Source organism: Polyangium sp. y55x31 (genome assembly GCF_029946505.1).
In the GTDB taxonomy this organism is placed as follows: domain Bacteria; phylum Myxococcota_A; class Polyangia; order Polyangiales; family Polyangiaceae; genus Polyangium.
Genome location: NZ_JARZHG010000055.1, coordinates 1 through 21,529 on the forward strand (window position 1 = coordinate 1; position 21,529 = coordinate 21,529).

Sequence of the window (21,529 nt, forward strand, 5' to 3'; positions counted from 1 at the left end):
CCGGTGGGGCCGGCGGCGCGGGCGGCGCGGGCGGCGCCGGTGGTGCCGGCGGCGCGGGCGGCGCCGGCGGGACCTGATTTCGCCAAAATCGAGAATACGCACGCAAACTTGCGCGACGTATCGAGCCTCGCAGCCGCACCTTCGCGTTATGCTGCGAGGGGAAAAGTCCATTCGTTTTTCGAAATGGCCCCGAGGTAGGGAAGTAGAACCCAGATTCCCACCATTTCAGCGGCGGCGGTCCTCGTGTAGAAGAGAGCTTCCGTTACGTATGACTTTCCAGGCTCGTCTCTGCGAGCCCGGAACCACCTACGAGGCCGCTCATGCCGCGAACGCGAAGACGACTCGGAAAACATCTTGGCTCCATTGGTCTGGTGTCCCTGGCCGCGATCGGCGCGCTGGGGTTCACCGGCTGCATCGCTGGGGAGGACGATGGTCCGTGCGTTTCGGACCAGATGTTCTTCGCCGAGCAGGTCTGGGCTCCGATCCTTTCGAACAACTGCATCGCCTGCCATACCTCGAACGGGGCCGCGAAGGACTCGAGCCTCGTGCTTCGAGGCAGCAGCGAAGCAGGCTTCCTCGACACGAACTACGAGATCATGAAGAACGCGGCCGCCCTCCAGCAGGACGGCATGTCGCAGCTGCTCGCCATGCCCACCGGCGGCACCGCCTCCCGCAAGCATCCGGGCGGCGTGGTCATCCAGCCGGGCAGCGACGAGTTCAAGGCGCTCGAGGAGCTCGTGAACCGCTTCAACGAGCCCTCGTCCTGCGAGACGAACCTCTCGGCGACGTTCACGGGCGTGCAGCTCGCGACGCCCGCCGAGACGCTGCGCAAGGCGTCGCTCTCCCTGGTCGGCCGACTGCCCACCGTGGAAGAGGAAGACGCCATCGAGGCCGGCGGCATCCGCGCCCTCGATCCCGTCCTCGACCACATGATGACGGAGGAGGCGTTCTACACGCGCCTGAAGGAGATCTACAACGACCAGTTCCTCACGGATCGCTACCTGGGGAACGAGGACGCGGTGCAGCTCCTCAACGACATCGATTATTACAACCCCTACTGGTACGACCAGTTCTTCGAGGGCGCCAACGCCGAGCCGAAGGCGATGGAAGACGCCATCGACAAGTACGGCGCCTGGAACGCCGACGACCTCTACAACAAGCTGCGTTCCTGGACGAACCGCGGCGTGGCGCGCGAGCCGCTCGAGCTCGTGGCCCACGTGGTGCGCGAGAACCGGCCGTTCAGCGAGATCCTGACGGCCAACTACATCATGGTGAACCCGTTCTCGGCCCAGGCGTTCATGCTGAGCGACCTGCCGTTCAAGAACGACGCGGATCCGAACGAGTTCATCGAGGCGCAGATCCCGACCCTGCCGCACGCCGGCGTGCTCACGTCGCCGATGTTCCTGAACCGGTTCCCGACCACGGAGACGAACCGGAACCGGGCGCGCGCGCGCATGGTCTACCAGTTCTTCCTCGGCACCGACATCCTGAAGACCGGCCAGCAGCCGCTCGATCAGACGCTCATCACCGAGGTCAACCCGACCCTCAACGCGGCCGCCTGCCAGCAATGCCACGTGGAGATCGATCCGGTCGCCGGCGCATTCCGGCACTGGAACGGGCGCGCGGCCTACGATCCGATGACGCCTCCGCTCGACGACATGCGTCCGCCGGGCTTCAAGGGCGAAAAGACGCCGTACGAGATGCTGCCGCAAGGCCTGCAATGGCTCGCGCCGCGCGTCGCCGCCGACCCGCGCTTCGCCCTGTCGGCCGTGTACATCATCTTCGAAGGCCTCACGGGCCAGAAGCCGCTCGTGGCGCCGCAGGACCGCAAGGCGAGCGACTTCTCGACCGAGTTCCAGGCCTACCTCGCCGAGTACACGGAGTTCAGCAAGATCGCGCGCGAGTTCGAGGCCTCGAACTACGACCTCAAGGTCGTCGTGAAGCAGATCATCCACTCGCCGTACTTCCGCGCGAAGAACAGCGGCGCGCTCGATTCGGCCGGCAAGGCGCGGCTCGGTGAGGTCGGCATGGGCCGCCTCGTCACGCCCGAGCAGCTCCACCGGAAGATCCAGGCCGTCCTCGGCTATCCGTGGCGTCCCCGCGCGTACGAGGACAACGGCGGCACGTACGACTACCTGCTCCGCGGCGATGCCTACCGCATGCTCTACGGCGGCATCGACTCGGCCGACGTGGTCAAGCGCGTCACGAGCCCGAACGGCATCATGGCGAACATCGGCGAGCGCATGGCGAACGAGATGTCCTGCACCGCGGTGCCGCGCGACATGTGGAAGCCGACGGAGGAGCGCATGCTCTTCCCGTACGTCGAGACGAGCTTCGAGCCGGAAGACAAGAACGGCTTCCCGGTCGAGCCCGCCGTCGTCGCCATCAAGAAGAACATCCAGTACCTCCACAAGCACATCCTCGGCGAGACGCTGCCCGATGGTCACCCCGAGATCGAGCGCACCTACAAGCTCTTCCTCGACACGTACCGCGAGGGCGTGAAGGGCATGAGCGACATGTCGCAGCCCGAGGGCAAGTACTCGACGTGGCTGAACGGCCCGTGCCGCGTGGAGAACGACTACTGGACGCGTACGCCGCTGCCCGAAGAGGATCGTCTGCGCGAGGATCCGAATTACGTCATCCGTTCGTGGATGACGGTCGTGACGTACATGCTGTCCGACTACCACTTCCTTTACGAGTGAGGAGCGAGCCCCCATGGACCGAAGAGATTTCCTCAAGATTGCATCGACGGCGGGGCTCGGCGTGGCCGCCAGCACCATCCCGTTCTCCAGCGACGCCGGAGCCGCGCCCTACACGGGCAAGTTCTGGGTCATGATCCACGCCGGCGGCGGCTGGGACGTCACGAGCCACTGCGATCCGAAGGGTTCGAAGGGCGAGAGCGACGCCGACCCGATGAACCATTACCTCGCGACGGCGATCGGGACGGCGGTCGGGAGCAAGAGCAAGCTCCCGATGCAATACGCCCCGGATCCGGACGGCGCGAACAAGGCGTTCTTCGACAAGTACGTGAACGACCTCATGGTCCTGAACGGCGTCGATACGTCGACGAACAGCCACGACGTCGGCACGCGCGTGACGTGGGCGGGCACCTTGGCCGAAAACAAGGCCTCGTTCGCCGCGCTCACGGCCGCCGTCGCCGGCGGCTCGCTGCCGATGGCGTACATCTCGTACGGCGGCTACGACACGACGGCCGGCACCGTGGCGGTGACCCGGGTGGGCAACGTCGATGCGATCCGTCGCATCGCCTACCCGAACGTCATCGACCCGATGTACGACGAGAACAAGACGCCGTACTACACGGAGGAGACGGAGGCGCGTATCGCCGAGGCGCGCTCCGCCCGCCACATGGCGTACGCCGAGAAGCAGAACCTGCCGCGCATCCAGCAGTCGATGGGTATGCTGTTCACGGCGCGCTCGGGGCAAAACGAGCTCAAGAAGCTGACGGAGTATCTGCCCGCGCAGCTCGAGAACGGTAACCTCCGTCGTCAGGCGCAGATCGCGCTCGCCGCCTACCGCGCCGGCATCTGCGTCAGCGCGAACCTGGGCATCGGCGGGTTCGATACGCACGGCAACAACGACGACCAGCAGTTCGCGCGGCTGGCCGAGCTCTGGGACGGCATCGACTACCTCGTCCAAGAGGCGAAGGCGACGGGCGTCTGGGGCAACATGGTGATCGTCGTCGGGTCCGATTTCGGCCGCACGCCGGGGTACAACTCCGGTAACGGCAAGGACCACTGGTCGATCACCAGCATGCTGCTGATGGGCGCGGGCATCCCGGGCAACCAGGTCATCGGTAAGACGACCGAGCGTCACAACCCGATGAACATCGACCCGAACACGCTCGAGCCGGTCGAGGGCGGCGGCGTCCGCCTGAAGCCGGGTCACGTGCACCGCGCGCTGCGCAGGCTCGCGGGGATCGATCAAAACGAGGTCGCAGCTCGCTTCCCGATCAAGGAGAAGGAAGAGCTGCCGCTGTTCGGCTGATCGATCGATAGAGCGATTCGTCGCTCGAAAGGAAGAAGGCCCCCTCGGTTCGTCCGAGGGGGCCTTTCTTTTTGGGGGTTGGTGCCATGGGAGAGGCCGAGAATCATTTCTTCGAGAAACAGAGCCCCAACCTCGACACACGCCGCGGAAAACCTCGTTTCTCCACGACGCCCCTTTCGCGCTCGTTCCACCACGCGGTCGGCTTACGCTGGCTGCATGAAGACCAGCCACGTCGTCGGCACGCTCTCTGGAACACTCGTCGGGACGGCGCTCCTCGCGAGCTGCTTGGTTGCGCCGGCGGAGAACTATGCCTCGGAGCAACAGGCCATCGGGGAACCCGTGGGGGCGCTGCCCAACCACGACGAGCGCGTCCTTGGGTTCTGGACGAACCGCATTCGCACCGACCCGGCGTATTTTGATGCCCTCATGAGCCCCGACGGCACCACGCCGTCGGGGAGGCCCATCCCGAGCCCGACACCACCGCTCGAGATCGTCGCCGACCTCGGCCGAGCCGCGCACTTCCAGTCGAACCACATCGCCACCACCACGTGCCCGCTCTGCGCGGATCACTCGAGCTGCTGTGTGCTCGTCGGGCAGGACGACGACACGCACTGCGAAGGCGACGTGACGACGTGTGGTGTCACGAGCCGTGACGAACGCTTCTCGCACTTCTCGGATCGCGCCGCGGACGAGAACGCCGAAGAAGGCAACGCGACCCCCGAGCTCGCGATGCTCACGTGGGTCACCTCCAATGCGCACTGGGCGGCGATCAACGGCGCCGGCTACACCGCGCTCGGCACGGGCGCGGTCCTCGCGAACCGACAGGTCCATCACCTCGTGTTCGGCGTCCAAGGCACTTACCCCGTGGCGGGCGACGGGACCCATTTTTACGATCTCAGCCGCGATGGTTCGTTTGTGGTCAAAGAAGCGCCGGTGACGAACCCGACGTTCGGGATCACGTACTACCTGCCTGGGGGTGGGGCTCCGAAGGTCGCTGAAGTCGTGCGCTCGCGCGACGGTGCGGAAGCGGTCTGCGACGCCCTCGCGCTCACGCACGGCATGGAGGCGCATGGCACCTACGAGAAGGCGATGACCCTCGAATCGGGTTGCCATCGGTACTTCTTTCGCATCGTCGATGGTAACGGCAAAGAGCACCTCTACCCCACGACGGGCACGCTCGGTCTTCCGATCAACGTGAGCGCCGACGAGTGCGCCGATTTCTCGGCCGATCGATTCGAGGCCCCATGCGCCGGGACACCTGCCAGCTCGGGTGAAGGCGGCGCTGGTTCGGGCACGAGCGGGAGCGCGGGGAGCGGCGGCTCGAATGAACCGAGCGGCGGCGGCGGGAGCGAAGACGGCGACGACAGCGGCAGCTCCGGATGTGGATGCCGCGTAGCGCCCGTCGGCCTCGCGTCGACAGGCCGTTGGTTCGTGCTGCTCGCGCTCGCCACATGGTTGCGCCGACGGGCACGAGGCTCGTCAGGTGCGGAATAATCAGCGCTTCAGGGGCGCACGGTATTGAGCGCGACGAAGTCGTTCCTCGAATGTCGACCGCGCGCGTGCGCTTTCGGCTATAAGCGCGCTCCGATGATGCACTCCTCTTCATTTTTCATGAACGCAACGACGTTGCGTGTGGTTGGGCGGGTTGGCTACTGGGCGCTCTTCTTCGGGGCGATGCTCGGCTCGACGGGGTGCGAGATCATCGCCCGCGTCGATCGCAGCGAGATCGACAACGGCCAGGGCGGCGTGAACGCGGTGTGCGGCGACGGTGCCCTCGCCTCGCCGGAGACCTGCGACGACGGCAACGAGGCGAGCGGCGATGGCTGCTCCAGCGACTGCACGGTCGAGAGCGGCTGGACCTGCTCCGGGCAGCCCAGCAAGTGCACGAACGTCGACGACTGCGCACCCAACCCTTGCCAGAACGGCGGCACGTGCTCCGACGGCGTCGACGGATACACCTGTGCGTGCGCGCCTGGATACACCGGCACGAACTGCGAGACCAACGTCGACGACTGCACCCCGAACCCCTGCCAGAACGGCGGCACGTGCACCGACGGCGTCGACGGCTACACCTGCCAGTGCGCGCCTGGATACACCGGGACGAACTGCGAGACCAACGTCGACGACTGCGCACCCAACCCCTGTCAGAACGGCGGCACGTGCACCGACGGCGTCGACGGATACACCTGCCAGTGCGCGCCTGGATACACCGGGACGAACTGTGAGACCAACGTCGACGACTGCACCCCGAACCCCTGCCTGAACGGCGGCACGTGCTCCGACAGCGTCGACGGATACACCTGCCAGTGCGCGTCCGGATTCACCGGGACGAACTGTGAGACCAACGTCGACGACTGCACCCCGAACCCCTGCCAGAACGGCGGCACGTGCACCGACGGCATCAATGGCTACACCTGCCAGTGCGCACCCGGCTTCACCGGGACGAACTGCGATATCAACATCGACGAGTGCGCCTCCGACCCGTGCCTGAACGGCGGCACGTGCTCCGACGGCATCAATGGCTACACCTGCCAGTGCGCGCCTGGATACTCCGGGACGAACTGCGAGACCAACGTCGACGATTGCACCCCCAACCCCTGCCTGAACGGCGGCACGTGCTCCGACGGCATCAATGGCTACACCTGCCAGTGCGCGCCCGGCTTCACCGGGACGAGTTGCGATATCAACATCGACGAGTGCGCCTCCGACCCGTGCCTGAACGGCGGCACGTGCTCCGACGGCATCAATGGCTACACCTGCCAGTGCGCGCCCGGATACTCCGGGACGAACTGTGAGACCAACGTCGACGACTGCGCGCCGAACCCCTGCCTGAACGGCGGCACGTGCACCGACGGCATCAATGGCTACACCTGCCAGTGCGCGCCCACCTACGAGGGAACGAATTGCGAGGCCTGCGCTGGCAGCCTCGCCGACTGCAATGGGCTCGCATCCGACGGCTGCGAGGCGAACCTCCAGAGCAACGCCGACCACTGCAACGCGTGCAACCTCGCGTGCTCGACGGGCGACATCTGCTCGAACGGCGCCTGCCAGACTCCACCCTCCGGCCAGGTCCCCGGCACGCCGATCAGCGTCCCGGCGACGCACAACCCGCTGGCCCCGACGGTCGCCGACGTGAACAACGACGGCAAGCTCGACATCCTGGTGGCCAACGCCGAATCCGGCTCGACGATGAGTCCCTCCGGCTCGGTCTCCGTTTTCTTCGGCAATGGCGACGCGACCGTCCAGGCGGAGGTCAATTATGCGGGCGCCGCGCTCTCCAGCAACGCGGTCGTGGCGGCGGACGTGGACGGCGACGGGTGGCTCGACGCCATCACCGTCGACGGCCAGACCAACCTGCCCGCCAACAACGGAAACATCAGCGTCTACCGCAACCTCGGCATGAGCGCGCCCGGCACCTTCGGCGCGCTGACGAGCTTCACGACCGGCGCCCCGGGCTCGGTCCACCTCTGCGCGGGGGACTTCGACGGCGATGGGAAGGTCGACATAGCCACCACCAGCGTGGTCACGAACCAGGTGAGCGTGCTCTTCGGCACCGGCACCGGCAGCTTCGGCGCGCCCGTGCTCATCGCCATTCCCAACACCGGCGGCGTGCAGTCGACCATCGCCTGCCGTGACCTGAACGGTGACGGCGACCCCGATATCGTGGTGACGAGCCCCAGCTCCGCGCGCCTCTCGATCCTCATCAACCAGGGCGACGGCTCGTTCGCCGCACCGGTCTCCTACACCAACGCCCTCAATGGCCAGACCGCAGGCATCGCCTTCGGCGACGCCGACGCAGACGGCCAGCTCGACATCCTCGCGAACGGCGCGGCCGGCGCATACCTCTTCTTCTTCAAAGGGAACGGCGACGGCACCGTCGCGAGCGGCGTGCAATCCGCCACGGGAGCCAGCGCGGTCGCCAACTCGGCGCTGGGGGTCGTGGCCAGTGACTTCAACGGCGACGGCAAGCTCGACGCCTACATCCTGGTCACCGCCGCCTCGGGCGGGGTCCGCCCGATGACCGGCAACGGCAATGGCTCCTTTACCGCAGGCGCCGTCGTCACGACCGGCACCTCGCCCGGCCTCAACGCCATTGCAGTCGCGGACCTGGACGGCGATGGGTACGACGATCTCATTTTGACGAACAAGGGTTCCGCCACCCTCACCGTGATCCCCAACGGGCTCTGACGAGCAGCCGCCGTCCCCGCTGCCGTCGTCGCAGCGGGGCACGGCCCGGCGGATTCGCCCGTCGCAGCCAGGAGCGCCCGCGGCGCTTCCCTCTGCATTCAGCCTGTTCGGTCGTCGCTGCCGTCGGATTCGCGTACGACCGTGCCAAACCGGCTCGATACGTCGGACCGGCTGCCTCGGCTATGGCTCGCCGTCGGCGCCGCAATGAAGAATCACGCATTCCTTGCGTTCGGACTCCCTCATCCGGCAGCACAGCTCGCCGAGATCCGTATCCCTGTCGACCACGTCGCCTTCGTGCGGCTCGATCGTTCCGGCCCTGTACTCGACATTTTCAAGCGCCACCCACCTCCCGCTGAACTCATTCGAGCGGCACAGCTCTGCCCATTTCGTGCGCGTACTGTGTTGGTTTCGCATGGCAAGGACACATTACCGTCCTTTTCATTCCGGGGTCAATCTTGCAAACAGTCGAGATAGTGCTGCTCGCAGCAGGATTGTCACGGCCGCACCCCAGAGAGCTGCGCATTCCCGAGAAAGTCAGCGCATACGAAGGGTTTGCCCGCGCGCCAAAGCGAGCGAGCTCATCGGATGGTGCCCCCCTCCACCGTCACGTACGGGCCCCGCCCAAGGAGGAATCCAATGCCAGCAACCAGCTTCGCCCACGTACCCGAGGAGGGCTTTCACGCCTTCATCCAGGCTCTCTCCGAAGGCCCGTGGGCGCTCATGGAGACAACACGCCAATCGATTGAAAAGACATTCTTTGGCGCGGCGCCGGCACCTGCCAGACGAAACTCCGCTATCAGCAGGAGGTCGATTTCGGGCGCGCCCATCCCGTATATTTCGATCATGCGCGCTCTCGGGTTTCTCGTCGCGGCCACGCTCTGCGCCTGCTCCTCGGTCCACGGCAAGGAGCCTTCAGGCCGCGTCGAGCAATGGATCCAGCGCGATAGCCCGTTCTACGAGTGCCCCTCGAAGCGCGCCTTTCTCATCGGCACGCAAGACGCGCCTCGTGTCCTGATGATGCCTGGGCCGACCTGCATCAGCAGCGCGATGTTCGAGCCGTATCTGATGACCCGCCATTTCCGCGAGGGCGACGCCGATCACTTCGTCGTCTGGTCCGAGACGAGCCCCCGCTGGGCGAACGAGCTCGTCATCCCCGTGGATCGAACCCGGGACGGCGAGATACGGACGTACCATGAATCGGTGCCCGGCGGCGTTTCGATCACGGAAGGGGCGGGAGGCCGGGTCATCCTCCGCGGCGCCCCCATCGAAACGGCTACTTGCTGGTCGCCTGCGCGGAAGGGGGAGTGAAACGCGGCGTCAGTGATTGCCCATCGCCTTGCGCAGCGGCTTGTTGAACGCCGCGATCGCGAGGCCGGCGGCGACGCCGAGGGCCATGAGCAGGAGGAAGAAGTTCGTCGGCGACCACTTCGTGTAGAGGATGCCGATGTAGCCGCTCAGGATGTTGCCGAAGAAGCTCGACATGAACCACATGCCCATCATCATCGACACGAACCGCACCGGCGAGACCTTCGTCACGAGCGAGAGCCCGATCGGCGACAGATAAAGCTCGCCGATCGTGAGCAGCGCCGTGCAGACGAGCGGCCACATCACGCTGCCCTTGCCTCCGCCGATCACCTGCGCGCCTCCGACCATCACGATGAACGAGAGGCCGAGGATGATGCAGCCGACGGCCATCTTCGTGACGCTCGACATCTCCTTGCCGCTCTTGGCCTGCGCGGCCCAGATGCGGTCGAGGATCGGCGCGAAGAGGAAGATGAAGAACGGGTTGAACGACTGGAACCAGGTCGAGGGGATCTGGAAGCCGAAGATCACGGGCCAGACGGTCTTCTCGTCGGCCCACGTCTGCATCGTGTTGCCCTGCTGCTCGTAGACGGCCCAGAAGACGATGTTCAGCGCGCAGAGGATCACGAGCGCGCCCATGCGCTGCCCCTCGTTCTCCTCCTTCACCACGGCCTGGGGTTCGCCCTTCGTGTCCTCACGCTTCTTGAGCGTGTCGGGCGCGAGCGTGCTCGGACCAAAGAAGAACTGGATGAGCAGGCCGAGGCACATGCCGACGCCCGCCGCGAGGTAGCCGTACCGCCAGCCGCTGTTCTGGGCGAGGGTGCCGCAGACGAGGTTCGTCAGGAAGGCACCCAGGTTGATGCCCATGTAGAAGATCGTGTACGCGCCGTCGCGGCGCTTGTCGCCGGGCGGATAGAGGTTGCCGACCTGGGTCGAGATGTTCGGCTTGAAGAAGCCGTTGCCGATGATGAGGAGCAAAAGGCCGAGGAAAAACAGGTTCTCGGCGCCGAAGAGCACGAACTGGCCGAGCGCCATGAGCGCGCCGCCGAGGTAGACCGAGCGCTTCTGGCCGAGGTAGCGATCGGCCATGAAGCCGCCGAGCAGCGGCGTCAGGTAGACGAGGCCGGTGTACCAGCCGTAAATCGCCGAGGCGACGGGCTGCATCGAGCAGGTCTGCTGCGCGATCGAGTGCGCCATGTCCGAGGCCATCGGCGCGATGTTCTTCGTCGGGTCACCCTGGACGAGGAGACCGACCTTCTCGTTCACGCACTGCGAGAGCGTCGCGGGATCGACGTCGGGCAAGAAGCCGCGGATGAAGCTCCAGCCGAGGACGTCGTTCGGGTTGCCGGTCGCGTCGTACGCCTGGCCCTGGAACCGCTGGCGGTACGTGACGAACAAGTAGTTCACCAAGTACAGCTTCAAGAGGCCGCGCATGCCGTAGTAGGAGAACCGCTCCCACATCTCCGTGGTGAAGAGCACGAAGAGGCCGGCCGGATGGCCGAGGATCTCCTTCTTCGACTTGGGTCCCGACCACTGCTGCGCCGCGGGATCTTGCTGGACGTTGGTCGCCATCGAGGCGCGGTTTTACGCGGCCTGTATGGCGACCGCAAGGGCCGCGTGTCACCGGGCAACGCTGGAGATCACGCCACCATCGAGCACACGCTCATCGAGCACGGCGAGTTTTCCCTCGGGGAACACGGCGCGGATCGCAGCGAGCGCGCGCTCGACGCTCTCCTTGGTGCTGCACGAGGCAACATCGACGAAGAGCCTGCCTTCTTCGGGCCACGTGTGCAGCGCGATGTGGCTCTCGCCGACGACGGCGCATGCCGTGACGCCCTGCGGCGAAAACGGGACGACGAGCGTGCCGAGGCCCGTGAAGGGGCCCGCCGCGACGGCGGCGTCGAGCGCGGCGCGCAGCGCGTCCGGGCTGTCGAGGGTGTCGCGACGGCAATCCGTGAGGATCGCGAGGAGCACGAAGAGCTTCATCGGCAGCTTCGGCACATACCGCCGCCCGGGGCACATGGCCAGGCACGAAATGAAACGAGGGGGCAGGCCAAAAGCCCGCCCCCTCACACGCGTGGTCACGCGTGCTGGTTTTACCGGCGACCCACGATCGTCACCGGACGAGCGCGCTCCCCACCGGCGTCGAAGCGGCCCGCGACGCCCGCGAAGACGAAGGCGTTCAGGCGCGGCGTGTCGACCGTCTGATTCCCGACGCGGCCCTCGGGGTTGCGCCAGAGGAACATGCTGAGATCGCCGCCGATCGTCGGGGCGAGCGCGACGCTCTCGCTCACGCGGATGTCGACGCCGATCTTGGCCCTCGCGAGCTGGAAGCCGTGGATGAGCATGTCGTTGTTCGGGCCCGAGGGCTGATCCCAGAGCATGCGATACCCGGCGCCGACCGAGACCCACGGATCGAGGCGCGTGTAGGGGCTCGTGTGGAAGACGCCGTCGATGCCCGCCGTCGCGCCACGCATCTCTGCGCCTCGGGCGAGGTTTTGCATGTTGTAACTACCGTTGATGCCGACCGAGGAGTACGGATTCGCGCGGTAGTGGAGGCCGAGGCCCGCGCCGAGGCCTGCGCCGCCGAGGCGCGTCGCTTGCGTTCCTTCAGTCGCGGGCACCGCCGGGCCGAAGGCCTGGTTGTAGCCCGAATCGACCTGGATCTCGAACGCGTTCAGCGGAGCGCCAATCTGGCCGCGCCGCTCCATTTCGGTTTCGCGCACCAACGTTTGCGCCGAGGCCGTGCTGGCGCTCGCCGCGGCGAGCGCAAACGTGGCGACCGCGATTCCCATCGTTCGTGTCATGGTTTCATTCCCCCTGGCTTCGGGCGCCGGAATCGAGCGCCGCCCGCGGCGAGGGGTGGAGCAGCGTACGTGCCAGGCGGGGGACGAGCAGCATGTTCCCGTCGAAACGAGCGGGGCCCGCCGTGGATCACGAACGAGCAGGCGCCTACTGCACACGCGCCGAGCTCGCTCGGGCGTATCGAGCAAAAACCTTGCTTGGCAAGGCGGCACGGATTCGCGAGGATGCCGCCGCGATGAAGAGCTTCATCAACGTCGAGGGCAAGGTCGCGATCGTGACCGGTGGCAGCCGAGGGATCGGCGAGTCGATCGCCAAAGCGCTCGGGCAGAGCGGGGCGAAGGTGGTGATCGCGTCGAGGAAGAAGGAAGGGCTCGACGTGGCGGCCGAGCGGCTGCGCAAGGAGGGCGTGACCGTTTCGGCATTCACGTGCCACACGGGCAAGCCCGACGATGTGCAGAAGCTCTTCCAGCAGACGATCGCGGCGTTCGGGAAGGTGGACGTCCTCGTCAACAACGCCGCGACGAACCCTCATTTCGGCCCGCTGATGACGGCGGACGACGCGGCGTTCGACAAGACGATCGAGGTCAACCTGAAGGGCTATTTCTACACGTCGCGTGAGCTCGTCCGGCACCTCGTCGAGCGCAACGCGCCAGGCTCGATCGTGAACGTGGCGAGCGTGGCGGGGCTCGCGGGCGCGCCGCTGCAGGGCGTGTACGGGATGACGAAGGCCGCGGTCCTGTCGATGACGCAGACGATGGCGGTCGAGCTCGGCGCGAGCGGGATCCGCGTCAACGCGATCGCGCCGGGCCTCGTGGATACGCGGTTCGCCTCGGCGATCGTGCACAACAAGGATCTCGTCGAGCGGGTCGTGGGGCGGACGCCGCTCGGAAGGTACGGGCAGCCCGACGAGATCGCCGGGGCGGCGCTGTACCTCGCCTCCGACGCGGCATCGTTCCTCACGGGGCAGACGATCGTGGTCGATGGCGGCATGACCATCGCGTGAGGGAACGAGGATGAGCGATCAACAAAGCTTGCAGGACCGCTACGCGCCCGGGAGCTATTGTTTCGGCTGCGGGCCGGCGAACGAGAAGGGGCTGCGGATCAAGAGCCACGTGGCGGGCGACGAGGTCGTGGCGACGTGGGTCCCCGAGCCGTACCACCAGGCGTTCCCCGGCATGCTGAACGGCGGGATCATCGGCGCGCTGCTCGATTGCCATTCGAACTGGACCGCGGCGCATCACCTGATGGAGCGGGGCGGCCTCGACAAACCCCCGTGCACGGTGACGGCCGATTTTCACGTAAAACTCCGGCGGCCGACGCCGCTCGGGCCCGTGCGCCTCGTGGCGCGCGTGGCCGACGTGGCCGAGGATCGGTGCGTGATCGAAGCGACGCTCGAGGCCGGCGGGAAGGTCACGGCGACGTGCCGCGGGACGTTCGTCGCGGTGAAAGAGGGCCATCCCGCGTACCACCGCTGGTAGCCGTCCCGAGGATCCGGCCGAGCTCGTCGAACAAGCGATGCGGCTCGATGGGCTTGCAAACGTGGCCATCGAAGCCCGCGCGTAAAGCTCGGGCTCGGTCGGCGTCGCGGGTGAAGGCCGTGACGGCGACGACGGGGAGCGACGCGGCGAGCCGGTCGTTTCGCACGGCGCGCACCAGGTGAAACCCGTCCTCCCCGGGCAAACCGAGCTCGCTCAGCACCACGGAGGGCCAGCCGGACTGGATCACGCGCATCGCCTCCGCCGCGGTCGACGCCGTCCGGGTCTCGGCGCCCTCCTCGACGAGCAGGCGTGAAAGAACCTCCCGCGCGCCTTGCTCGTCGTCCACGACGAGGACGTGCAGACCTTCGAGGGAGGGGCCGTCCTCCCGCCGCTCGGACGGCAGAGCGTCGTCCTCCGCCGCGAGCGGGAGCTCCACGAGCAGCGTCGCGCCGCGGCCGACCCCCTCGCTCTCGGCCCGCACCGTGCCGCCGTGGAGCATCACGAGGTCCTTCACGATCGAGAGCCCGAGGCCGAGCCCGCCCTGCCGCCGCGCCGACGACGCGTCCGCCTGGCGGAATTTCTCGAAGACGTGCGGCAAGAGGTCGGGCCGGATGCCGAGGCCGTCGTCGCGCACGGTGAGCGTCACGGTGGAGCCGGCGCACGCGAGCGAGACCTCCGTGGTGCCGCCGGGCGCGCTGAACTTGATGGCGTTGCTGAGGAGGTTGCACACGATCTGCTGCAGGCGCGCCGGGTCGCCGAGCACCTGCACGGCCGTGAGCGTGTCCGTGCGCGTGAGCTCGATCTGCCGCTCGTTCGCCATGGGGCGCATGGTCTCGAGGGCCACGTCGACCGCGCGGGAGAGGTCGCAGAGGCACGTGTCGAGCTTGAGCTTGCCGACGCGGATGCGCTCCATGTCGAGCATGTCGCCCATCAGGCGGCCGAGCAGGGCGGCGTTGCGCTCGATCACGTCGATCGCCTTGCCCGTGCCCTCCTGCGAGAGCGAGCCCCGGCGGAGCATGTCGGACCAGCCGAGGATGGCGTTGAGCGGCGCGCGCAGCTCGTGGGAGACGATGGCCAAAAAGTCGTCCTTGAGCCGGTTCGCCCGCTCGGCGTCGCGCCGGGCGGCCCGCTCGCTGTCGAGCAGCGCGTCGCGCTCCTCTTCGAGCCGCTTGCGCTCGGTCACGTCGATCAGCGCGCCGTAGAGGGCCGCAGGTTTGCCCTCGCCGTCCCGCCGCACGTGCGCCATGAGCTCGATCCAGCGCACGTCCTGGCCGCCGCGCAGGATGCGGAACTGCGAGCGGCAAGGCTCCTCGGATTCGAAGGCGCAACGCGTGGCGCGGTTGACCTCGGGGCGATCGTCCGGGTGCACGCACGATAAAAGGAGCCTCCGCTGGAAGACCGCGCCTTCGGGCACGCCGAGCAGCTCGCGGGTCGTCGCCGAGCAGAAGGCCTGGCGTTCCAGAAGGTCGAACGAGAAGGTGCCGACGCCGCCGGCCTCGGTGGCGAGCCGGAGGTGCTCCTCGCTCTCGCGCAGGGCTTGTTGCGCGGCCTTGAGGTCGTGCACGTCCGCGGCCGCGCCGAACCATTTCGTGATCGCGCCCTTCTCGTCGCGGATCGGCCGCGCGCGGCCGCAAAACCAGCGGTACGAGCCGTCCTTGCCCCGCAGGCGGAACTCCACGGCGACGGGCTCGGGCTCGACACGCTGCGCCGTCATCGCCTCGGTCCAGTGGGCGCGGACGGCGGGGACGTCGTCCGGGTGGATCCATTGCATCCAGACGACGTCGTCCGAGCCGGGGCGCATCCCCGTGTACTCGTGCATGCGCAGGTTCACGTACTCGCCGCGGCCGTCGGGGAGCGCCGTGAAGAGGATCTCGGGCACGGTGTCGGCCATCGCGCGGAAGCGCTCCTCGCTCTCGCAGAGGGCCTGCTCGGCGCGCTTGCGGGCGTCGATGCTGATGACGCAGCCAATCAAGCGGACGGGCGTGCCCATCTCGTCATGAATCAGCCGGGCGTGATCCCAGACCCAGATCCAGTGGCCGTCGCGGTGGCGGATGCGGTATTCGGCGTCGATGACGGGCTGGTTTTTGTTACGAATCGTGGTGCGGCCGGCGTAGCTCTTCATGTCCTCCGGGTGGATGCGGCCTCGCCACCAGGTGTCGGTGGTCGGGACCTCTTCGGGCCGAAAGCCGAGCATCTCGATCAGGCCCCCGGAGCGCCAGACGTGGTTCGTGGGGAAATCCCAGTCGTAGACCATGCCGCGGATGGCCTCGGTCGCCAGCCGGAAGCGCTCCTCGCTCTCACGCAGCGCGGCCACACCCTGCCCCGCTTCGCCTTCTTCCCGCGTACGGCCCCCCCGTTCGGCCAGGAACAATCCGGATTCGTGTTTGCCGGGCTCTCGCCTTTCGCGGTCGCCGGCGTGGTCGCGCGGGGGATTTCCCATGCTGCGATGTTCCAACGGCTCGGCGTCAAAAAGCAATCACACGTAAGTAGTATCTCACGGGACGGATTTCATTCCGTAGAGTACGGAGGCGGCTGCCTGTGGACGGGCAAGGGATGGGCAAGTCGGGCCGTGCCTGATCGAGGCGGCGGGAAATTCCTCCCGGAGGAGGAAAACCTGGCCTTGACAAACCCGCGCCCGGTCCGCGACGCTGCTCGGCGCATGCCGCGCGTCACGTTCACCCAGCATATCGCGAGGCACGTCCCCTGCCCGGCGCGCGACGTCGAAGGCCGCACCGTCCGCGAGGCCCTCGACGCCTATTTCACGGCCGAACCAGCCGTGCGGGGGTACGTTCTGGACGAGCAAGGCGTCGTGCGGAAGCACGTGGTGATCTTCGTCGACGGCCATCAGACGACGGATCGAACGAGCCTCGGAGACGCGGTGGGCGAGGGCTCGGTGATCTACGTGATGCAAGCGCTTTCCGGGGGTTAGGTCATGTCGAGCAGGTTGTTCGTGGCGACGCGCAAAGGGCTCTTCCGTCTCGATCGAAAGCGGTCCGGATGGGCGATCGGCGAGGTCTCGTTTCTCGGCGACAACGTCTCGATGGTGCTGCCGGATCGGCGGGACGGGACGCTGTACGCGGCGCTCGCGCTGGGGCATTTCGGGGTGAAGCTGCGGCGGTCGCGGGACGTGGGCGCGACGTGGGAGGAGATCACGGCGCCGGCCTATCCGCCGCTGCCCGAGGGCGCCGAGCCGGACAAGACGCCGGACGGACGCGAATGGCCGCAGCGGGTCGAGCTTCTGTGGAGCCTGGAGGCAGGTCGCGAGGATCAGCCGGGGCAGCTCTGGTGCGGGACGATCCCGGGGGGGCTCTTCCGCTCGACGGATCACGGGCAATCGTGGGAGCTCATGCGCTCGCTCTGGGAGCACCCGACCCGGAAAGGCTGGTTCGGCGGCGGCTACGACTGGCCAGGGATTCACTCGATCTGCGTGGACCGAGGCGGCGTGACGATCGGGATTTCCTGCGGGGGCGTGTGGCGCTCGACGGACGAGGGCGCGACGTGGGAGACGCGGACGAAGGGCATGTACGCCGAATACATGCCGCCCGAGCGCCGAGACGATCCGGGGATCCAGGACCCGCACCGCGTCGTGGCCTGCGCCGCGCAGCCCGACGCGCTCTGGACCCAGCACCACAACGGGCTCTTCCGCTCGACGGACGGAGGAAAGACGTGGCGCGAGGTGACGTCGGTGAGGCCGAGCAAATTCGGCTTCACGATGGCCGTGCACCCCAAGGATCCGGAGACGGCGTGGGTGGTGCCCGCGAAGAAGGACGAGCAGCGCGTGCCGGTCGACGGGAAGGTGGTGGTGGCCCGGACGCGCGACGGCGGGGAGACCTTCACGGTGCTCGACAAAGGTTTGCCGCAGGCGAACGCGTTCGATTTGACGTACCGCCACGGGCTCGACGTGGACGGGACGGGGAACGTGCTCGCGTTCGGCACGACGACGGGGTCGCTTTGGATCAGCGAGGACGGCGGGGATTCGTGGCAGACGATCTCGAATCACCTGCCGCCGGTGTACGCGGTGCGGTTCGCCGAAGGCGCGGCGGACGCTTGAGCTACGGGACGTAGTTCCAGGCGCAAGAGCCGTTCTTGCAGACGAACCCGTTCGCGTTCGGGCAATCGCACGTGGTGCCGAGGACGTCACATCCGAGCGGCTCCCTCATCGCGAGCAGCTCGTAGAACCGCGTCGCGTCCGCGTCGAGGCGCGCGACGAGGTCACGCGTGCAGCCGCAGCTCGTGCCCTTGAGCTGCTGGCCACACTGGGCATCGGCCGTGCAGCTCGTGATCGCCTGCCGCTCCTTCGTGAGCTCCGCCTCGAGCTCCTCGCAGGTCTTGATGTCGGAGCCGCCGCCGCTGCTCGAACTGGAGCTGCCACCCGTACCGCCGCTGCCGCCCGTACTGCCGCTGCCGCCCGTACTGCCGCTGCCGCCCGTGCCGCCGCTGCCGCCTGTATCGCCGGGCGAGGAGCCTCCGCCGCCGATGCCGGCCGAACAGCCGATCAGGGAGATGGCGAGGACGGTGAAGAATCCAGAGCCAATACGAACCATAAAAAAACCTCCGTGCGCACGGGGTGGCGTGCACACGGAGGTTACCATGCCCCGATGGGGCAGTGATCAGGCGAACGCTTCGTCCATGAGGCGCTTCTGCTCCAGGTTGTGGCTCGCCTTCGAGCCGGTCGCGGGGCTCGCGCTCGGCTGGCGACCCACGACGGAGAGCGGGAAACGTCCGCCGAGGAACTGGGGCAGGACTGCGTTGATGTAGTACCAGGAGCCGTAGTTGATCGGCTCTTCCTGGACCCACACGAGCTTCGTGCCGTCCTTGTAGTTCGCGAGCGCGTTCGTGAGCTCCTGGTTCAGCGGGAAGAGCTGCTCGAGCCGCACGATGGCCACGTCCTTCAGGCCGCGCTGCTCCCGCGTCACGGCGAGGTCGTAGTAGACCTTGCCCGAGCAGAGCAGGATCTTCTTCACGTCCGAGGGATCGACCGCGTCGTCGCCGATCACGCGCTGGAACCTGCCGTTCGCGAGGTCGTCGATCGTGGAGACGGGGCGCGGGCCCTTGGCCGTGGTGGCGACGCGCAAGAGGCTCTTCGGCGTGGCGATGACGAGCGGCTTGCGCCAGGGGCGAAGGATCTGGCGGCGCAGCGCGTGGAAGAGCTGGGCCGGCGTCGTCAGGTTGCAGACCTGGATGTTGTCCTCGGCGCTGTTCTGGAGGAAGCGCTCGATGCGCGCGCTCGAGTGCTCCGGGCCCTGACCTTCGTAGCCGTGCGGGAGGAAGAGGACGAGGCCCGAGAGCCTGTGCCACTTGTCCTCGCTCGACGTGATGAACTGGTCGACGATGACCTGCGCGCCGTTGAGGAAGTCGCCGAACTGCGCCTCCCAGATGACGAGCGCGTCGGGGTAGTCGAGCGCGTAGCCGAACTCGAAGCCGAGCACGCCCGCCTCGCTGAGGGGGCTGTTGTGGATGTCGAGGCGCGCCGGGCCCTCCGCGACACGCGAGAGCGGGGCGAAGGTCGCGCCCGTCTCGATGTCGACGACGACCGCGTGGCGATGGCTGAACGTCCCGCGACGCACGTCCTGGCCCGAGAGGCGCACGGGCGTCTTCTCGGAGAGGAGCGTGGCGTACGCGAGCATCTCGCCCGTGCCCCAATCGAAGGGCTCGCCCTTCACGAGGCGGTCGTGGCGCGCCTTCAGGATGGGCATGACCTTCGGGTGCACCTTGAAGTCACCCGGCAGCTCGAGGAGGCGACGCGAGAGGTCGATGAGCTTTTCGGCGGGCACGCCCGTCGGCACCTCGGGCGTGTCGGCGTCGCGGCCGCCGCGGTAGCTCGTCCAGACGCCGGCCATCGCGTACGTGACCGGGGCGAAGCCCTTCTGCTTGACCTCTTGCAGCGCGACGTTGAGCGCCTCGCGGCGGCGGACGAGGATCTCCTCGGCCTTCTCCTCGCTCACCTGGCCCATCTCGACCAGGCGCTTGACGTACATCTGCCGGACCGTCGGCTTCTTGTCGATGACGGCGTACATCCGCGGCTGCGTGTAGCGCGGCTCGTCGCCTTCGTTGTGGCCGTAGCGGCGGTAGCAGTACATGTCGATCACGACGTCCATGCCGAAGCGCTGGCGCCACTCGGTCGCGAGGAGCGCGACCTGCGCGACGGCCTCGGGATCCTCGCCGTTCACGTGGAAGACGGGGACCTTCAGCATGCGCGTGATGTCGGACGCGTACCGCGTGGAGCGCGACTCGCTCGGGTTCGTCGTGAAGCCGACCTGGTTGTTCACGATCACGTGGATCGTGCCGCCGGTCCGGTAGCCCTCGAGGCCGCACATGTTGAGCGTCTCGGGGACGATGCCCTGGCCGATGAACGCGGCGTCGCCGTGGATGAGCAAGGGCATGACCTTGCGCGCGGCGTCGGGGACGCCGAGGCGGTCTTGCTTCGCGCGGGCGCGGCCCTCGACCACGGGGTTCACGAACTCGAGGTGGCTCGGGTTGAACGTGAGCGTGAGGTGGACCTTGTGGCCCGACTCCGTGAGGCGATCGTTCGAGTAGCCGAGGTGGTACTTCACGTCGCCCGCGCCGACGTAACGCTCGGGGTCCTTGTCCTCGAAGTGCGCGAAGATCTCGCGCGGGCTCTTTTCGAGGATGTTCGCGAGCACGTTGAGGCGGCCGCGGTGGGCCATGCCGAAGACGATCTCGTCGACGTTCTCGGCGCCGGCGCGCTCGATGATGAGGTCGAGCAGCGGGATCAGCGCCTCACCGCCTTCGAGCGAGAAGCGCTTCGTGCCGGCCTCGTAGCTCCGGTGGATGAACTGCTCGAAGATCTCCGCGTCGGAGAGCTTCGTCAGGATGCGGAGCTGCTTGTCACGGCTGAGCTCGAGGCGGTTCTTCGTCGCCTCCATGCGCCGCTGCAGCCAGATGCGCTGGACCGGATCCTCGATGTGCGTGAACTCGACGCCGATCGAGCGGCAGTAGGTCTCCTCGAGGCGGTTGATGATCTCGCGCAGCGTCGAGATGGCCGGCAGACCGGCGAGGTCGACCGTCGGGAAGGGCTGGTCGAGGTCCGCTTCGCTGAGGTCGAAGTTGTCGAGGTTGAGCTCGGGCGGCGCGGGCGGCGGGAGGCCGAGCGGATCGATGTGCGCGAAGAGATGACCACGCACGCGGTAAGCGTTGACGAGCTGATACACGCGGGCGCGGGTCGCCGCGGTCGACATCATCTCCTGCTCGGAGGAGATGAAATCGAAGCCCGGCACGCGCGGCGGCGGCGGGGGCGGCGGCGACGAGCGGCGGTGCTTGCGCGCCGGCTCCTGCGTGAACAGGCTGGCCTGCGCGGGCGCGGCGCCGCCGTTCGTGTACCGCGGCGACTCGGCGAGGGGCGCCGTCGACGTCACGGGCGGGGGCGCCGGCGGAGCGACCTGCACGGGCGCTCGATACACCGGCGCGGACGCCTGCGACGGACCGCGCTGTTTATCGAAGAAGGCCCTCCAGCTCGGGTCGACCTTCTCGGGATTCTCCTGGTATTGCGCGTAGAGCTCTTCGACGAACCCTGCGTTGACGCCGAAATCAAGCTGCATGGATGGCATTGGGGCGGCAGGGAAATAACGCGGGATCGGTGTCGCCGCCAGCGCAGTTTTTTCGGATCCCGGTGCGCTGGAAACCCAAGAGACCACCCGCCGAGCGGGCGCCCGAGCCCCAGGGTGCGCTACATACGTACGAACGACGAAGCGGCTCGGGCCGGGGACGAGCCCGGCCCGGCGCCACCGATG

At 67.4% G+C, this 21,529-nt stretch carries 17 protein-coding genes and 1 pseudogene; 10 read left to right on the plus strand and 8 right to left on the minus strand.

Going from position 1 to position 21,529, the window contains the following annotated elements; all coding sequences use genetic code 11:
• From QHF84_RS46500 to QHF84_RS46520, 5 genes and pseudogenes are all read left to right on the plus strand, one after another.
• Positions 1 to 198 (plus strand): annotated as a pseudogene (locus tag QHF84_RS46500) (hypothetical protein); the annotation flags it as partial.
• A gap of 173 nt (positions 199 to 371) precedes the next feature.
• Positions 372 to 2,702: a DUF1588 domain-containing protein gene (locus QHF84_RS46505; protein WP_281320084.1), complete on the plus strand. Its 2,331-nt coding sequence runs from the start codon at positions 372 to 374 to the stop codon at positions 2,700 to 2,702.
• A 13-nt stretch (positions 2,703 to 2,715) separates the two neighbouring features.
• Entirely contained in the window at positions 2,716 to 4,005 is a 1,290-nt protein-coding gene (locus QHF84_RS46510; RefSeq protein WP_281320085.1) for a DUF1501 domain-containing protein, read from the plus strand.
• Between the two features lie 216 nt (positions 4,006 to 4,221).
• Positions 4,222 to 5,499, plus strand: a complete 1,278-nt coding sequence (locus QHF84_RS46515) for a hypothetical protein (RefSeq protein ID WP_281320086.1) — start codon at positions 4,222 to 4,224, stop codon at positions 5,497 to 5,499.
• 117 nt (positions 5,500 to 5,616) lie between these two features.
• Positions 5,617 to 8,193, plus strand: a complete 2,577-nt coding sequence (locus tag QHF84_RS46520) for an FG-GAP-like repeat-containing protein (protein WP_281320087.1) — start codon at positions 5,617 to 5,619, stop codon at positions 8,191 to 8,193.
• 180 nt (positions 8,194 to 8,373) lie between these two features.
• Here QHF84_RS46520 and QHF84_RS46525 read toward each other — a convergent pair whose 3' ends face one another.
• Both QHF84_RS46525 and QHF84_RS46530 read right to left on the minus strand, forming a co-directional pair.
• Positions 8,374 to 8,607 carry a hypothetical protein gene (locus QHF84_RS46525; protein ID WP_281320088.1) on the minus strand — a complete coding sequence of 78 codons (234 nt, stop codon included), beginning with the start codon at positions 8,605 to 8,607 and terminating at the stop codon, positions 8,374 to 8,376.
• A 263-nt stretch (positions 8,608 to 8,870) separates the two neighbouring features.
• Positions 8,871 to 9,038 carry a hypothetical protein gene (locus QHF84_RS46530; RefSeq protein ID WP_281320089.1) on the minus strand — a complete coding sequence of 56 codons (168 nt, stop codon included), beginning with the start codon at positions 9,036 to 9,038 and terminating at the stop codon, positions 8,871 to 8,873.
• On the opposite strand from QHF84_RS46530, the gene QHF84_RS46535 reads away from it, so the two are divergent.
• Positions 9,037 to 9,501, plus strand: a complete 465-nt coding sequence (locus tag QHF84_RS46535) for a hypothetical protein (protein ID WP_281320090.1) — start codon at positions 9,037 to 9,039, stop codon at positions 9,499 to 9,501. The genes QHF84_RS46530 and QHF84_RS46535 overlap by 2 nt on opposite strands.
• 9 nt (positions 9,502 to 9,510) lie before the next feature.
• On the opposite strand, the gene QHF84_RS46540 is transcribed toward QHF84_RS46535, so the two are convergent.
• The 3 genes from QHF84_RS46540 to QHF84_RS46550 form a co-directional block, all read right to left on the minus strand.
• Positions 9,511 to 11,067, minus strand: a complete 1,557-nt coding sequence (locus QHF84_RS46540; RefSeq protein WP_281320091.1) for a peptide MFS transporter — start codon at positions 11,065 to 11,067, stop codon at positions 9,511 to 9,513.
• 48 nt (positions 11,068 to 11,115) lie between these two features.
• The gene (locus tag QHF84_RS46545; RefSeq protein ID WP_281320092.1) at positions 11,116 to 11,481 is read right to left on the minus strand and encodes an S-adenosylmethionine decarboxylase; all 366 of its coding nucleotides are present in this window, start codon (positions 11,479 to 11,481) and stop codon (positions 11,116 to 11,118) included.
• A gap of 110 nt (positions 11,482 to 11,591) precedes the next feature.
• Entirely contained in the window at positions 11,592 to 12,302 is a 711-nt protein-coding gene (locus tag QHF84_RS46550) for a hypothetical protein (RefSeq protein ID WP_281320093.1), read from the minus strand.
• A gap of 122 nt (positions 12,303 to 12,424) precedes the next feature.
• Between QHF84_RS46550 and QHF84_RS46555 the strand changes: the two genes are divergently transcribed.
• Both QHF84_RS46555 and QHF84_RS46560 read left to right on the plus strand, forming a co-directional pair.
• Complete coding sequence (locus QHF84_RS46555) at positions 12,425 to 13,303, plus strand: glucose 1-dehydrogenase (RefSeq protein WP_281320094.1); 879 nt, start codon at positions 12,425 to 12,427, stop codon at positions 13,301 to 13,303.
• Between the two features lie 10 nt (positions 13,304 to 13,313).
• Complete coding sequence (locus QHF84_RS46560) at positions 13,314 to 13,778, plus strand: PaaI family thioesterase (RefSeq protein WP_281320095.1); 465 nt, start codon at positions 13,314 to 13,316, stop codon at positions 13,776 to 13,778.
• Here QHF84_RS46560 and QHF84_RS46565 read toward each other — a convergent pair.
• Positions 13,711 to 16,092, minus strand: coding sequence for a PAS domain-containing protein (locus QHF84_RS46565; protein ID WP_281320096.1), 2,382 nt, complete (start codon positions 16,090 to 16,092; stop codon positions 13,711 to 13,713). The two genes, QHF84_RS46560 and QHF84_RS46565, sit on opposite strands and share 68 nt — an antisense overlap.
• A gap of 345 nt (positions 16,093 to 16,437) precedes the next feature.
• Between QHF84_RS46565 and QHF84_RS46570 the strand changes: the two genes are divergently transcribed.
• Positions 16,438 to 16,707 carry a MoaD/ThiS family protein gene (locus tag QHF84_RS46570; protein WP_281320097.1) on the plus strand — a complete coding sequence of 90 codons (270 nt, stop codon included), beginning with the start codon at positions 16,438 to 16,440 and terminating at the stop codon, positions 16,705 to 16,707.
• A gap of 3 nt (positions 16,708 to 16,710) precedes the next feature.
• Positions 16,711 to 17,829 (plus strand): sialidase family protein, encoded by a 1,119-nt coding sequence (locus QHF84_RS46575; protein WP_281320098.1) that lies wholly within the window; start codon positions 16,711 to 16,713, stop codon positions 17,827 to 17,829.
• A 1-nt stretch (position 17,830) separates the two neighbouring features.
• Here QHF84_RS46575 and QHF84_RS46580 read toward each other — a convergent pair whose 3' ends face one another.
• Both QHF84_RS46580 and QHF84_RS46585 read right to left on the minus strand, forming a co-directional pair.
• Positions 17,831 to 18,322, minus strand: a complete 492-nt coding sequence (locus tag QHF84_RS46580; protein WP_281320099.1) for a hypothetical protein — start codon at positions 18,320 to 18,322, stop codon at positions 17,831 to 17,833.
• A 66-nt stretch (positions 18,323 to 18,388) separates the two neighbouring features.
• Complete coding sequence (locus tag QHF84_RS46585; RefSeq protein WP_281320100.1) at positions 18,389 to 21,337, minus strand: 2-oxoglutarate dehydrogenase E1 component; 2,949 nt, start codon at positions 21,335 to 21,337, stop codon at positions 18,389 to 18,391.
• Positions 21,338 to 21,529: the final 192 nt, after the last annotated feature.